The organism is Runella sp. R0.1_18 (assembly GCF_057652155.1).
In genome coordinates, this window is the sequence record NZ_JBYFCK010000002.1 from 533,294 (window position 1) to 545,518 (window position 12,225).

Annotated in this window: 16 protein-coding genes; 11 read left to right on the forward strand and 5 right to left on the reverse strand. The window is 44.6% G+C overall.

Annotated elements, in window-relative coordinates; all coding sequences use genetic code 11:
- Positions 1-12: 12 nt before the first annotated feature.
- Both AC23P2_RS04985 and AC23P2_RS04990 read right to left on the reverse strand, forming a co-directional pair.
- Positions 13-255, reverse strand: a complete 243-nt coding sequence (locus tag AC23P2_RS04985) for a DUF4834 domain-containing protein (protein ID WP_472489660.1) — start codon at positions 253-255, stop codon at positions 13-15.
- Positions 252-2,588 carry an efflux RND transporter permease subunit gene (locus AC23P2_RS04990; RefSeq protein ID WP_487772178.1) on the reverse strand — a complete coding sequence of 779 codons (2,337 nt, stop codon included), beginning with the start codon at positions 2,586-2,588 and terminating at the stop codon, positions 252-254. The genes AC23P2_RS04985 and AC23P2_RS04990 overlap by 4 nt, the downstream gene beginning before the upstream one ends.
- Before the next feature lie 57 nt (positions 2,589-2,645).
- On the opposite strand from AC23P2_RS04990, the gene AC23P2_RS04995 reads away from it, so the two are divergent.
- A complete protein-coding gene (locus tag AC23P2_RS04995; RefSeq protein WP_487772179.1) occupies positions 2,646-3,146 on the forward strand; it encodes a GAF domain-containing protein in 501 nt (166 codons plus the stop codon).
- Here the strand turns inward: AC23P2_RS04995 and AC23P2_RS05000 are convergent.
- Complete coding sequence (locus tag AC23P2_RS05000; RefSeq protein ID WP_487772180.1) at positions 3,124-4,110, reverse strand: glycosyltransferase family 9 protein; 987 nt, start codon at positions 4,108-4,110, stop codon at positions 3,124-3,126. The genes AC23P2_RS04995 and AC23P2_RS05000 overlap by 23 nt on opposite strands.
- A gap of 76 nt (positions 4,111-4,186) precedes the next feature.
- Here AC23P2_RS05000 and AC23P2_RS05005 point away from each other — a divergent pair, with 76 nt between their 5' ends.
- On the forward strand, positions 4,187-4,510 hold the full coding sequence (locus AC23P2_RS05005; RefSeq protein WP_183978887.1) for a hypothetical protein: 324 nt from the start codon (positions 4,187-4,189) through the stop codon (positions 4,508-4,510).
- A 3-nt stretch (positions 4,511-4,513) separates the two neighbouring features.
- On the opposite strand, the gene AC23P2_RS05010 is transcribed toward AC23P2_RS05005, so the two are convergent.
- Positions 4,514-5,080 carry a precorrin-2 dehydrogenase/sirohydrochlorin ferrochelatase family protein gene (locus tag AC23P2_RS05010; protein WP_487772181.1) on the reverse strand — a complete coding sequence of 189 codons (567 nt, stop codon included), beginning with the start codon at positions 5,078-5,080 and terminating at the stop codon, positions 4,514-4,516.
- 60 nt (positions 5,081-5,140) lie between these two features.
- On the reverse strand, positions 5,141-5,581 hold the full coding sequence (locus AC23P2_RS05015; RefSeq protein ID WP_487772182.1) for a DUF2147 domain-containing protein: 441 nt from the start codon (positions 5,579-5,581) through the stop codon (positions 5,141-5,143).
- 114 nt (positions 5,582-5,695) lie between these two features.
- Here AC23P2_RS05015 and AC23P2_RS05020 point away from each other — a divergent pair, with 114 nt between their 5' ends.
- The 9 genes from AC23P2_RS05020 (at position 5,696) to AC23P2_RS05060 (ending at position 12,174) form a co-directional block, all read left to right on the forward strand.
- A complete protein-coding gene (locus AC23P2_RS05020) occupies positions 5,696-6,403 on the forward strand; it encodes a phosphatase (RefSeq protein WP_183978881.1) in 708 nt (235 codons plus the stop codon).
- Between the two features lie 56 nt (positions 6,404-6,459).
- Complete coding sequence (gene nuoB / locus AC23P2_RS05025; RefSeq protein WP_028522406.1) at positions 6,460-6,984, forward strand: NADH-quinone oxidoreductase subunit NuoB; 525 nt, start codon at positions 6,460-6,462, stop codon at positions 6,982-6,984.
- Between the two features lie 21 nt (positions 6,985-7,005).
- On the forward strand, positions 7,006-7,503 hold the full coding sequence (locus AC23P2_RS05030) for an NADH-quinone oxidoreductase subunit C (protein ID WP_487772183.1): 498 nt from the start codon (positions 7,006-7,008) through the stop codon (positions 7,501-7,503).
- Between the two features lie 140 nt (positions 7,504-7,643).
- Positions 7,644-7,865 (forward strand): DUF2795 domain-containing protein, encoded by a 222-nt coding sequence (locus AC23P2_RS05035; RefSeq protein ID WP_013927448.1) that lies wholly within the window; start codon positions 7,644-7,646, stop codon positions 7,863-7,865.
- Between the two features lie 116 nt (positions 7,866-7,981).
- Positions 7,982-8,572: a DUF6580 family putative transport protein gene (locus tag AC23P2_RS05040; protein WP_487772184.1), complete on the forward strand. Its 591-nt coding sequence runs from the start codon at positions 7,982-7,984 to the stop codon at positions 8,570-8,572.
- Positions 8,569-9,285: a Dph6-related ATP pyrophosphatase gene (locus tag AC23P2_RS05045; RefSeq protein WP_487772185.1), complete on the forward strand. Its 717-nt coding sequence runs from the start codon at positions 8,569-8,571 to the stop codon at positions 9,283-9,285. Before AC23P2_RS05040 ends, AC23P2_RS05045 begins: the two co-directional genes overlap by 4 nt.
- A 93-nt stretch (positions 9,286-9,378) precedes the next feature.
- Positions 9,379-9,900, forward strand: coding sequence for a YqgE/AlgH family protein (locus tag AC23P2_RS05050; protein WP_487772186.1), 522 nt, complete (start codon positions 9,379-9,381; stop codon positions 9,898-9,900).
- Between the two features lie 24 nt (positions 9,901-9,924).
- Entirely contained in the window at positions 9,925-10,512 is a 588-nt protein-coding gene (locus tag AC23P2_RS05055) for an outer membrane beta-barrel protein (protein WP_487772187.1), read from the forward strand.
- Positions 10,513-10,728: 216 nt separating this feature from the next.
- Positions 10,729-12,174 (forward strand): anthranilate synthase component I family protein, encoded by a 1,446-nt coding sequence (locus AC23P2_RS05060; protein ID WP_487772188.1) that lies wholly within the window; start codon positions 10,729-10,731, stop codon positions 12,172-12,174.
- Positions 12,175-12,225: the final 51 nt, after the last annotated feature.

Here is a 12,225-nt window from a genome sequence, read left to right on the forward strand (position 1 = left end):
CCAAAGAAAGGGTTAGTCTTTCACTTCCTCGTAATCCACGTATTCGCCACCATCGAAACGCGATGTGCCCGAATTAGAAGGTTTTTTCTCTACCCTAATCTCACCCTCACGGCGTTGTTGGGCCGTTGGGGTATTTTTACGTTGCTCTTTGACCAACTGACGCCCCACCAACAGCCAAAACAGAAAGCGGCGGAACGCAGGAACAAAGGCCACCAACATAATGAAGATGAGTATGATATTAAAAAGTATTTTCATTGTTCTAGTTTTTTATTTATCCACAACAAAAACGCAGGAAGAAGGATTAAATTGGACAACATTCCCATTAACAAGGTAATAGAAACCAAAATTCCCAACGCCACTGTGCCTTTAAACGTCGAAGCTGTAAAAATAGCAAATCCTACGAAGAGTATAATAGCCGTGTAAAACATACTGATTCCCGTAAACTGAATTGTTTGAGAAACGGCCTCGGCAACGGTTCGGCCTTTGTTCCGAAATTCGTCTTTGTATTTGGTCAAAAAGTAAATTGTTCCGTCGGACGAAAGCCCAAAAGCAATGCTAAAAATGAGCGTTGTTGAGGGTTTAAGGTGAATTCCTGCAAAACCCATAATGCCCGCCGTAATCACCAACGGAACCAAGCTAGGAATGATGGCAATCAAAATCATTCGCCAATTTCCAAACAAAACCACCATCAGTACCGAAATCAACCCAATGGCCAATAACGTACTTTCGATGAGGTTTTGGAGCAAATAATCGTTGCCTTTGGTAAACACAACACTATTGCCCGTAATTTTGGCTTCGTATCGGTCTTCTTTGTCAACCCATCCTCCTGTCTCGGGATTGATGTTAAAAATGCTGTCAATTTTAGGTTGAAGCAGGTCATACAAGGCATCAATGCGTTTGGTGCCAATATCTGCCACCTGAAAACTCACCCGCGTATAACGGCGCGTCGTATCCATAGAACTTCCAAAGCTAGCTTCCGTTCCTTTGGTCGCCCCCGTGTATTCGGCCAGCTTGTTCAACTCCAACGCCCCAGGAAGCACAAAATACTTGGGATCTCCGCCACGATAGGCTTGATAAATAAACTTGATGGCTTCGACCAACGACAGCGGCTTGGTAAACTCAGGATGCGTCGCAAATTCTTTTTGCATCTGCCGTATTTTGGTCAACGTCTGCGGCGCAAATACCCTCCCAGGCCGCCCCGTGTCAATGCTTACTTCAAAAGGCATGACTCCGTGAAAATGGCGTTCAAAAAATTGTAAATCGGTCAAAATGGGGTCATTTTTGGGTAAGTCATCCACAATAAATCCGATCGCCGTGATTCGGCTTAGCCCATAGGCCGACACCAAGACTAAAACACCGACTGTCAAGTAAATGAACCGACGGCGGTGCTTCACCAAATCATTGACTTTTTGAAGAAAACGGCTGACAAATTTTCCTTCCAAACGCGCAAGGTGCTTGGCGTTGGGTGCGGGAAGGTAACTATACAAAATAGTGATTAACACCAAACAAATCACGTACATTGTCATCACGCTCAAAGACGCGATCAATCCAAACTCCACCAACAACTTACTGCCCGTCAAATAGAATACGCCAAACCCAATGGAGGTGGTCATATTGGCCCAAAAAGTGGTTTCTCCAATTTTCTCCGCCGCCGTTGCCAAAGCTTGCGACTTGTCTTTGGTTTTGCCAAACTCTTCGTGGTATTTATTGGTCAAAAAAATGGAATTAGGCACCCCAATCACCACCATGAGCGAGGGAATCAGCCCTGTCAGCAGCGAAATTTCGTACCCAAACAACACCATGTAGCCTACGCTACACACCACCCCCATCAGCACCACGCCCAAGGAAATCAGCATCACCCACCACGACCGAAAGAAAAACATTAAAATGAGCCCCGTTACCAGCACTGCCAAAATGGTAAACATTACGACTTCACGGCTTACTTTGGCCGAAAATTCGGTACGAATGTAAGGCAACCCCGACAAATGTACTTTTAAAGAGTGCTTTTGCTCAAAGGCAGCCGTTGCTTTTAAAATCGCCTCTAACAATTCTCCCCTACTTTCATCATTGAGTTTGTGCTGGTCGAGGGTGACAGCCATCAAATGCGCCTTGCCGTCTTCGCTGACGATAAAGCCTTGGTAAAAAGGCAGTCGGTTGATTTTTAGTCGTATTGAGTCAACTTCCGACTGTAAGCGTGGTTTTTGAGCGACAATAGGTACAAAATCAAAGCGTTTTAGGCTATCATTTCGGACAATTTCCTTCAAGGAAGCGTTAGAAACTACCTCCTTCACGCCTTCAATTTTTTTAATTGCTTCATTGAGTTCGTACCAGCTACTAAATACTTCCCGCTGAAACATTTGGTCGGTTGCTACGCCCATCACAAGTACATTCCCATCTTCACCGTACCTTGCTTTGAATGCTTCGTACAGCTGAAAATTTGTATCTGAAGCGGGTAAAATTTTGGCTAATTCGTAAGAAAGCCGAACTTTGGAGGCTTGAAACCCCATAAAACCCGTCAGCAGCACCACCAAACCCAGTAGTACCGTACGATTCTTTAGAATAAACTTAGAAGTGGCTCGCCAAAACACGTCAATAGGGGGTTAAAGTAAAAGTCGAACAACCACAAATGTAAAGAATATCAACGGATGGCCGAAACACTTCATCTTCCGCAAACAACCGACCGCGCTCTTATTTATGAGCACCTTTATCCACAAATTGAGGCCCTTGTGGAAGGAGAAACTGACCTCATTGCCAACCTTGCCAATATTGCAGCAGCGCTCAAAGAGGCATTTCGATTTTTTTGGGTAGGGTTTTATCTCTCTAAAAACGGGCAACTGGTACTTGGCCCTTTCCAAGGCCCGATTGCATGCACGCGCATCCAGTACCATCGAGGCGTTTGTGGTGCTTGTTATACCCGTCGCGAAACCATTATTGTACCCAACGTAGAAGAGTTTCCTGGGCACATTGCGTGCAGTTCGGCCTCAAAATCAGAAATTGTTTTACCCGTTTTTGGGGCCAACGGCGAGGTAGCGATGGTGCTTGATGTTGACAGCGACCAGCTCAATGATTTTTCAGAAGTGGACGCCGAAGGCTTGGAAAAAATCACCGCGCTGATTGGCCGCCTTATGGCCGCTGTTGTGGTTTAAGCTCTTTGATTTCAAACTGAAGCGAAAGCTCGTTCATGCACTTAAAATGTCCTTTCGGGCAACGCTTATTGCCAATTTTAGAACACGGGCGGCAATCAAGTTGGCGGTTTTCCAGAATCACAAAGTTGGTTTGGTAAGGGTACATTCCAAACTCAGGTACGGTATTACCCCAAATCGAATACACTTTTTTCTTGAAAGCCGCCGCCACGTGCATCAGGCCCGTATCGTGGCTAAAAACCAATTTTGATTGCTGCACTAGCGACGCCGACTGATTGAAATTGCATTTGCCGCACGCATTATACACCCGTTGTTTTCCCAACGCCCGTTCAATCGCTTCGCCATTTTCGGTATCTTCTTTTCCTCCTAACAACACAATCGGATAATTAATTTTTTGACAAAGCTCAATCATCCGCTCCAGCGGCAGTTTTTTGGTCTCGTGTTGCCCACCGATGGCGTAGGCGACATAGCCATTTTGGTGCGTGATAGGCAGCCAATCGGGTTCAATGATGTCTTTATAGGGAATAAAATAATCGAGACCTTGGTCATCATTGACAACCCCTAGCTTTCGGACGGCATCAAGGTACCGATCGACAATGTGGACATTGGGCATGGCCTTGACTTTTAGGTTGACAAACAGCCATTTTTCCCAGTTTAACTTATTAAAACTATACGATTCGACTCCCAATGCCGTTTTTAATTGCAGGGTACGGAGGTTATTGTGCAAGTCGATGACCACATCAAACTTCTCTTGCCGCAGCTTCCCAATTAGCCCCCAAAGGCTTTCTTCCAGCACGTGAATTTTGTCAATGTAGGGATTGTCGGCAATCAAAAACCGATACGAAGCCTTGGTTACGTAATGGAGTTCAATATCAGGACGTTGCGTTTTGAGGCATCGTACCACGGGCGTCGTCAGTACAATGTCACCAATGGAAGAAAACCGAATCACCAAGACTTTTAAAGGCATGAACGTATAGGGTTCGTAGAAACTTGACTTTTACTACAAAACTAACTAATTTTACTAAAAAACAGCCTTCCGAATTATGTTAGATAAACTTTTTGACATCAAAAACGACCGCCGTTTGAGCGTCTATTTGTACCGTACAGGCTTTGGTCTGTGGCTTCTTTACATTTTGTTGGGAGCAAGTTTTCTCCACGAATTTGTGGCGTACCGCATCCACTGCGCCGTCATGTGTGGATTTTTCATGATTTTTGGTCTTTCCGCGTCCATGTATTACGACTACTACCACCACCACGAGGAGTTTGAACAAAAGAAGAAGTGGCTTATTATCAGCTACCTCATCTTGTTTGGGCTGCTCTATTTCTTTGTTTTCAAAGACAAGGCTTTTTCGCTAAATCTGTTTTAAACACTATTTCATCACGTTGGTGATTTCGTTGAGTTTTTCGAGCTTATCCTGAAAATCTCCTTTGAGTTTATTCCTAATTTGTTGCAAGTTATCCAGCGTTGCTTGCAGCGAATCGGGCAAAATCTCTTCTAACACCTCGCGAAAGCGTTTGGCGAAGGTCGGGGATTTGCCATTGGTCGAAATCGCTATTTTTAAATCCCCCTTTTTCACAACCGAGCTCAAATAAAAATCACACAGCTCAGGGGTATCTGCCACGTTGACCAAAATCTTGTGGGCTTTGCAATCTTGCTGTACTTGGTGATTGACGGCTTTGTCGTTAGTGCCAACAATTACAATATCGCGACCTTCCAAGAAATTCGGTTCGTAACGGGCATAAATCAATTCAACGCTGGGGTGCGAAGCGGCAAGTTCTTTAATTTCTTCGCGGATTTCGGGGGCAATGAGCGTTACTTGCGTTTGGGGAGAATTGGCCAACACGGCCGTTAGTTTTTCCAACCCCACGTACCCACCACCTACGATGAGTACGTGAAGTTGTTCTAATTTCAAAAAAACAGGAAAAAGCGTATTCACGAGTTTATTGTTTTAGGTTGCTCTTGTGCAACAACCTTTTCCTCTGATATTGTTCATTCGTTACTTCACTCTTGTCCAACTATCGGTTCGGCCTATGAGCGATACGCCAATAAAGCCTCTTACATCCAACTGATTAGCACTCACCAATTTCATTTTACAACTATATTCTTTTCCATTTTCAGGGTCGTAGATTTTCCCACCTTCCCATACGTTATCACCATCGTATTTAAAGTTGTTCAAATTAATCATGCCCAAGATTGGACGCGATTTTTTTTGTGCATCAGGGTTATTTTTATCCAACTTGGGTTTGCCCGTAGCTTCATCGTTGGGTTCTTTGAGCCAAATAATTTTACCAAAATACTTGTCACCTTGTTTGTAGATTTGAACGTGTCCTTTTTTAGATCCCGTCAACCACGTTCCTAAACATGCGTCTGGATTTGCTTGTGCGAAGAGTTGAAGCGACAAAAATGTCATGAAAAGCACTACTTTTACTTTTTTCATTTCGAGTTTGGATTTTAGTTTGAATAACGAACGCAAGTTCTTCGGTTTTTATTACAGATACAACCACCGACTCAAAATATTGTTATACAAAGTTTTTGTAGTATTTTTTTATTTATGACTTCTGACATAAGCGCTATTTTTACCCAACTTGGGGGAGAATTTATTACGCCAGTTTCTGAATTGGCCGAAAAACTATCGTCGGTCAAAGCCTTTATTTTTGACTGGGACGGCGTCTTTAACGACGGCACCAAAAACGAACAAGGCAGCAGCAATTTTAGCGAAGTTGACTCCATGGGAACCAACCTCCTGCGTTTTGGCTGGTGGCTTTCGCAAGCGTCCATGCCTTACACGGCGGTCATTTCGGGCGAGCGCAACTTGCTTTCATTCCAGCTCGTGCAACGAGAACATTACCATGCTTGTTATTTTCGGATAAAACATAAAATCGAAGCACTCGAACATTTTATGAGCAGCCGAGGACTGAAAGCCAGCGAAGTGGCTTTCTTTTTTGACGACGCCCTCGACTTGTCCATCGCCGAGCAATGCGGCGTGCGGATTTTGATACGCCACAAAGGCAACCCACTTTTTCAGCAGTACGTCATCAAAAACAAGCTTGTTGATTACATCACAGCCCAAGACGGCGGAAACTTTGCCGTGCGCGAAGGTTGTGAGTTGATGCTTGGCTTGCAGGGAGTCCACGACCAAACCATCGACGAGCGGTTACGGTTTTATCCTCATTACAACAATTACCTCACAGAGCGACAAGCCATTCAAAGTCAGTTTTTTACCCTTGTCAACGGCCAATTTGAACCCCAGTCCGTCTAACTTTCACAACGTTTTACCTAACTTTGTCAAAGTTTAGCACTCCGACAACGCGTAGCATGGATTTACAAAACAATAGACTCAAAACAGGAGATGGCGGGGTGATTGTCACCAGCGTCGAAGACTTGCTCAATTGGTCGCGGCTTTCGTCGCTCTGGCCGATGGGATTTGGCTTGGCCTGTTGTGCCATCGAAATGATGGCCTCGTATGCTTCCAACTACGACCTGGAGCGTTTCGGAATTTTTCCACGTCCCTCACCTCGCCAGTCGGACGTGATGATTGTGGCAGGCACCGTAACGTTCAAAATGGCCGACCGCATCCGACGCCTTTATGAGCAAATGCCAGAGCCTCGCTACGTGATTTCGATGGGAAGCTGCTCCAACTGCGGCGGGCCTTATTGGGAGCACGGCTATCACGTCGTGAAAGGAGTAGATAGAATCATCCCAGTGGATGTATATGTGCCAGGCTGTCCACCTCGCCCCGAAGCATTGATTGGTGGTTTTTTGAAATTACAGGAAAAAATTAGCAACGAACACCCGCTTGCACCTACGCTTTTGCTCGAAATAGAAAAAGAAAACGTGTAGCCTAATTGAGCCCTTCCCCTCATGATATTTTCAGAAATAACGCAGGTACTGACCGAACAATTTGGGATAGATTCGTTTTCGGTCGTCAACCAAAAAGCCAACCAGCCCATTATACAAATTCAGGCCAACCAGTTGTTGGAGCTGTGTCAGTTTTTGGCCAATGACGAACGCCTGTTTTTTGATTATTTGGCTTGTGTCACGGGTATCGACAATGGCACTGCGGCCAGCACGATGGAAGTGATTTATCATTTGACGTCGATTCCGTACGAGCATAATTTAGCCATCAAAGTCATCGTTGAGCGCCCTGCTGATGGCACACCGCCAAAGGTACCTTCGGTATCCTCCATTTGGCGAACGGCCGATTGGCACGAGCGGGAAACGTACGATTTGGTAGGAATTTCCTTTGAGAACCACCCTGACTTGCGGCGCATTCTACTTCCCAACGATTGGCATGGGCACCCGCTTCGGAAGGACTACCAAGCGCAAGAATTCTATCATGGCATAAAAGTAATTTATTGATTATCAGGGCATAAAAAAAACTTCTTGACATATTCAAAAAAAATACTATCCTTCGCAACATTTTCCAGCCCAAAAACGTTGGATTTGCACGATTCGACTGGATAATTAACCTATTTTAGAACCAATAAAAGGAAGAGAGTATGTATTGGACATTGGAACTAGCCTCCTATTTAGAAGACGCGCCTTGGCCCGCTACAAAAGATGAATTAATTGACTTTGCTATTCGCACAGGAGCACCGTTAGAAGTAGTCGAAAACCTTCAAGAACTTGAAGATGATGGCCAACCTTACGAAAGTATCGAGGAGATTTGGCCAGATTACCCTACCAAAGACGACTTCTTCTTCAACGAAGACGAATACTGATCGATTTCTCTGTAGTCTTCAGTTAAAGAGCGACTTTGCTGACCCTCTCTTTTGCCTTGTTTTGATAAGGCCGAAGAGAGGGTTTCCCTTTTTTCTATACCATTTATCAAAAAAATATGAAACAATCAATCAATCCTCGTTTTACGACCCTATTGTGCTTCATTCTTGCACTTGCTTTGATTCGCATTATCAACGTAGCACAGCCCTCAGCCGTTGCCAACTTCACGCCCATTGGCGCCATGGGGCTATTTGCGGGTGCTTATTTCTCGCAGCGCGGGAAAGCCTTGTTTTTCCCTCTTCTGACCCTTTTTATTAGCGATATGGTCATCAATAACGTGATTTATGGCGGCCAATATGGTTTTATTTACGACGGCTGGTACTGGGTGTATGGCATCTTTGCTTTGATTGTTTTGCTTGGCAACGTACTTTTAAAAAAGGTAAGCCTCAAAAACATTGTCGTGGCCAGCATCGCAGCAGCCGTCACTCATTGGGTTTTATCTGATTTTACGGTCTGGTTAAGCGGCGGAACTGACATTCGCACGCAGCTCCCCCTCAGTCGCGACTGGGCTGGACTACAACAAGCACTGGCACAAGGTTTTCCTTTCATGCGCAATTTCCTAGCAGGTACGCTTGCCTATGGTGCGCTTTTCTTTGGAGGCTTTGAATTACTCAAAGTTCGTTTTCCACAATTAGCAGTGGTTAAATGAAACACAAAACCCTCATGAACTGGTCGGGAGGCAAAGATTCGGCTTTGTCTCTTTATCATGTTTTGCAAAACCCAACACTCGAAGTAACGCAACTACTGACGACCGTCAATGAGGCGTATGGGCGCGTGTCGATGCACGGTGTGCGAGAAGAACTTCTTGACCAACAAGCGCAGGCCATAAGGCTACCGCTCGTCAAACTTCGACTGCCCGAAACCGTTTCGATGGAAGAATACCACCACCGTATGGCTGAGACATTGACACCTTTGGTAGCATCGGGCATAACGCATTCGGTCTTTGGGGATATTTTTTTGGAAGACCTTCGGCAACACCGCGAAGAACGACTGCGACCCCTAGGGTTAACGGGCGTTTTTCCCTTGTGGAAACGGGCTTCACTCGAATTATTAGATGATTTTTGGGCAAAAGGTTTTCAAACTATCGTCGTGAGTGTCAATGGCGATGTGCTCGACAAATCGTTTTGTGGACGGGTATTGGATGCCGATTTTGTCAAAGATTTGCCTCCCCACATCGACCCTTGCGGTGAAAACGGGGAGTTTCATACCTTTGTTTTTGACGCTCCTTATTTTTCAGAACCAATCCGTTTTCAAATCGGAGAAACGGTCGAAAAAACCTACCATTATACCACCGCCGAAGGCACCGCCATCACGACTACTTATTTTTTTACCGACTTAGTTCCTTCAATGCCTATTCAGTAGCCAAGAAAAAACCTTATTTTTGTCTTCTGAAAGGTCTTATTTCACAAACAGACGAAGATTGTGCCGATAAAAAAGCCCACTACAGGAAAACTTTTGATTGCAGAACCCTTCTTAGGCGACTCCAATTTTGAGCGAAGTGTTGTGTTTATGTGCGAGCACAACGAACAAGGTACGTTTGGGCTAGTCCTTAATCAAACCACTAATTTGAGCTTAAACGACGTTTTGCGCGAGCCTGTTGTCAACAACCTTCCGCTGTACTTAGGTGGCCCTGTCGAGCAAAATACCTTGCATTTTTTACACCAGCTCCCATTTATTGAAGACGCCATTCCAGTAGGCGAAAACTGTTTCTGGAGTGGTGATTTTGAACAAATTGTAAGCCTTCTCAACGTTGGCAAAATAACCGAACGAGATATACGTTTTTTCATTGGGTATTCAGGCTGGTCGGGCGGACAACTGGAGGATGAAATCAACCAAAAAGCATGGATTGTTGCAGATGCTGATCCATCATTTTTATTTGACACTCCTTCCGAACAGCTGTGGAGAGCAGTTTTGAGACGAATGGGAGGCGAGTATAGGGTCAAATCACATTATCCAACCGACCCTAGCTTGAATTAGAAGACTATTTAATTAACTATCACAATGAATTTGAAACACAAATTATTACTTTTTTTAGCGTTTTTAACTTTTGGTGCTTCGGCTCAAACGCTCTATCTTAAACCACATTTTGGGGTAAAGGCAGGCTTGAACATTGCTCGGAGTACTTATTCTCCAAACTTTATTTACAGCCTAAAACGCCAATCGCACCCTAATTTGGGCGTGTTTTTTCGTTATCGTACACCCGATAGAAAATGGGTATTCCAGCCCGAAGTACAGCTTTCTGTACGCGGAGGAACATTCAAGGGTGAGTTTCAGGTAGTTCGCAATAACTTTAACTACGGAAGTTTTGTACCAACGGTAGGCTACACCATCACCGAAGGTCTTACGTTGGAAGTAGCTCCCGAAATTAGCTACTTGCTTCATAACCCAAACACGATTGTTCCCCTTCGTAAAAATGAGTTTAGTTTAGGCTCTGGGCTTCGCTTTGATTTTATGGACATGGCCGAAGACTTTAGCCTCAACCTTCGCTATATACACGGCTTTACCAATATTTCGAGCACTTCTACCGAATCGCTCTACAACCGCACGTTGCAGGTATCGGTCATTTATAATTTTTACAAGAAAAAGTAAGGGTTCTCAACACCTCTCAAAATAAAAATTTGGTTTTTTAAAACACGATTGTACTTTTGTGACATGAATCCAAACGTAAAAAATACAAGCTGGTGGTGGCGTTCTTCTTTTCCGAGATGAACAGATAGCACTATGCTCACTTTTTTACCCAAAAAAGCCCGCTGTTCATCAAACAGCGGGCTTTTTATTTTTATGCACCTCAATCTCAAATGATACATGACAACCACCGACACAATCTTCAAAATCACTACCCAAAGCAAAAAATTGCTGGGTGACATGCTTACGCCCGTGGGCGTTTATCTCAAACTTCGCGATAAGTTTCCTTACACTGTAATGCTCGAAAGTGCCGAATATCACGGCATGGAACACGGCTTTAGCGTCATCGCTTGCGACCCCGTTGCTTCTTTTGTTATCGACGAAGACGTTGTCACTCAAACCTTTCCTGATGGAAGCGAAGAAACGTTCCGCTTGCCTTATCGCAAACAGGCCATGCAGACGTTGCATGATTTTATTCAGCGCTTCGACGCCCCTAAAAACGAACACCCTTTCATCAACGGAGGCTTGTTTGGCCATATTACCTACGATTCGGTGGAGTATTTTGAAGACATTGAGATTCAAGACAAAACCCCCGACAATGCCATTCCGCAGATGGTGTATCGGGTGTATCGGTTTGTGATTGCCTTCAACCACTTCAAAGACGAAGTATATCTTTTTGAACACAATTATGGCGTAACGCGCGACGACGCGAATCATAGCAAGTCGATGGGAATGGACTTAGACTCGCTCGAAATGATTGTGAAAGCCCCCAAAATGGCTACTTTCCGCTTTAAAGCCCAAGAAAGCGAACAAAGCAACGTAACCGACCCCGAAATGGAGGGTATCATCCAACAGTGCATCAACCACTGCTTGCGCGGCGACGTTTTTCAGATTGTACCATCGAGAAGATTCAGCAAAAAGTTTGAAGGTGACGAGTTCAACGTTTACCGTGCTTTGCGTTCGGTAAACCCTTCGCCGTACTTGTTTTTCTTTGACTTTGGCGGATACAAAGTATTTGGTTCGTCGCCCGAGAAACAAATTTTTATCAAAAATGGCCAAGCCGAAATTCACCCCATTGCGGGTACTTTCCGCCGCACGGGCGACGACGAAAAAGACGCCGAGCTAGCCCGTCAATTAGCCGCTGACCCCAAAGAAACGGCCGAGCACGTGATGCTCGTTGATCTTGCCCGTAATGATTTGAGCCGTAGCTGCGATGTAGTGAAGGTAGAAACTTACAAAGAAGCGCAGTTTTTCTCGCACGTTATCCACCTTGTATCAAAAGTAACTGGTAAGATGAACGCAGGCGTAAATCCGCTTCAACTTGTCGCAGATACCTTCCCCGCAGGAACGCTTTCGGGCGCACCCAAACACAATGCCATGACCATCATCAACCGCCTCGAACATACCAATCGAAGTATTTATGGCGGTGCACTTGGGCATATTAGTTTCAACGGAGACTTCAACCACTGCATTACGATTCGTACATTTTTAAGTAAAAACAATACTTTGTTTTACCAAGCTGGCATGGGAGTTGTAGCCAAGTCAAATATTGCTTCTGAAATGCAAGAAGTGAATAACAAACTAGCCGCCTTGAGAAAGGCAATCGAGTTTGCTAATGAATTGTAAAAAAGCTTAATGTAACTTTTTTACAAAGTTTAACTATCTTTGTTTCATTTC

Excerpts from the sequence above, each read along its gene's own strand:
- AC23P2_RS04985 (WP_472489660.1), bottom strand. The coding sequence starts at position 255 with ATGAAAATACTTTTTAATATCATACTCATCTTCATTATGTTGGTGGCC.
- AC23P2_RS04995 (WP_487772179.1), top strand. The coding sequence starts at position 2,646 with ATGGCCGAAACACTTCATCTTCCGCAAACAACCGACCGCGCTCTTATT.
- AC23P2_RS05000 (WP_487772180.1), bottom strand. The coding sequence starts at position 4,110 with ATGCCTTTAAAAGTCTTGGTGATTCGGTTTTCTTCCATTGGTGACATT.
- AC23P2_RS05005 (WP_183978887.1), top strand. The coding sequence starts at position 4,187 with ATGTTAGATAAACTTTTTGACATCAAAAACGACCGCCGTTTGAGCGTC.
- AC23P2_RS05015 (WP_487772182.1), bottom strand. The coding sequence starts at position 5,581 with ATGAAAAAAGTAAAAGTAGTGCTTTTCATGACATTTTTGTCGCTTCAA.
- AC23P2_RS05020 (WP_183978881.1), top strand. The coding sequence starts at position 5,696 with ATGACTTCTGACATAAGCGCTATTTTTACCCAACTTGGGGGAGAATTT.
- nuoB (WP_028522406.1), top strand. The coding sequence starts at position 6,460 with ATGGATTTACAAAACAATAGACTCAAAACAGGAGATGGCGGGGTGATT.
- AC23P2_RS05030 (WP_487772183.1), top strand. The coding sequence starts at position 7,006 with ATGATATTTTCAGAAATAACGCAGGTACTGACCGAACAATTTGGGATA.
- AC23P2_RS05035 (WP_013927448.1), top strand. The coding sequence starts at position 7,644 with ATGTATTGGACATTGGAACTAGCCTCCTATTTAGAAGACGCGCCTTGG.
- AC23P2_RS05040 (WP_487772184.1), top strand. The coding sequence starts at position 7,982 with ATGAAACAATCAATCAATCCTCGTTTTACGACCCTATTGTGCTTCATT.
- AC23P2_RS05045 (WP_487772185.1), top strand. The coding sequence starts at position 8,569 with ATGAAACACAAAACCCTCATGAACTGGTCGGGAGGCAAAGATTCGGCT.
- AC23P2_RS05055 (WP_487772187.1), top strand. The coding sequence starts at position 9,925 with ATGAATTTGAAACACAAATTATTACTTTTTTTAGCGTTTTTAACTTTT.
- AC23P2_RS05060 (WP_487772188.1), top strand. The coding sequence starts at position 10,729 with ATGACAACCACCGACACAATCTTCAAAATCACTACCCAAAGCAAAAAA.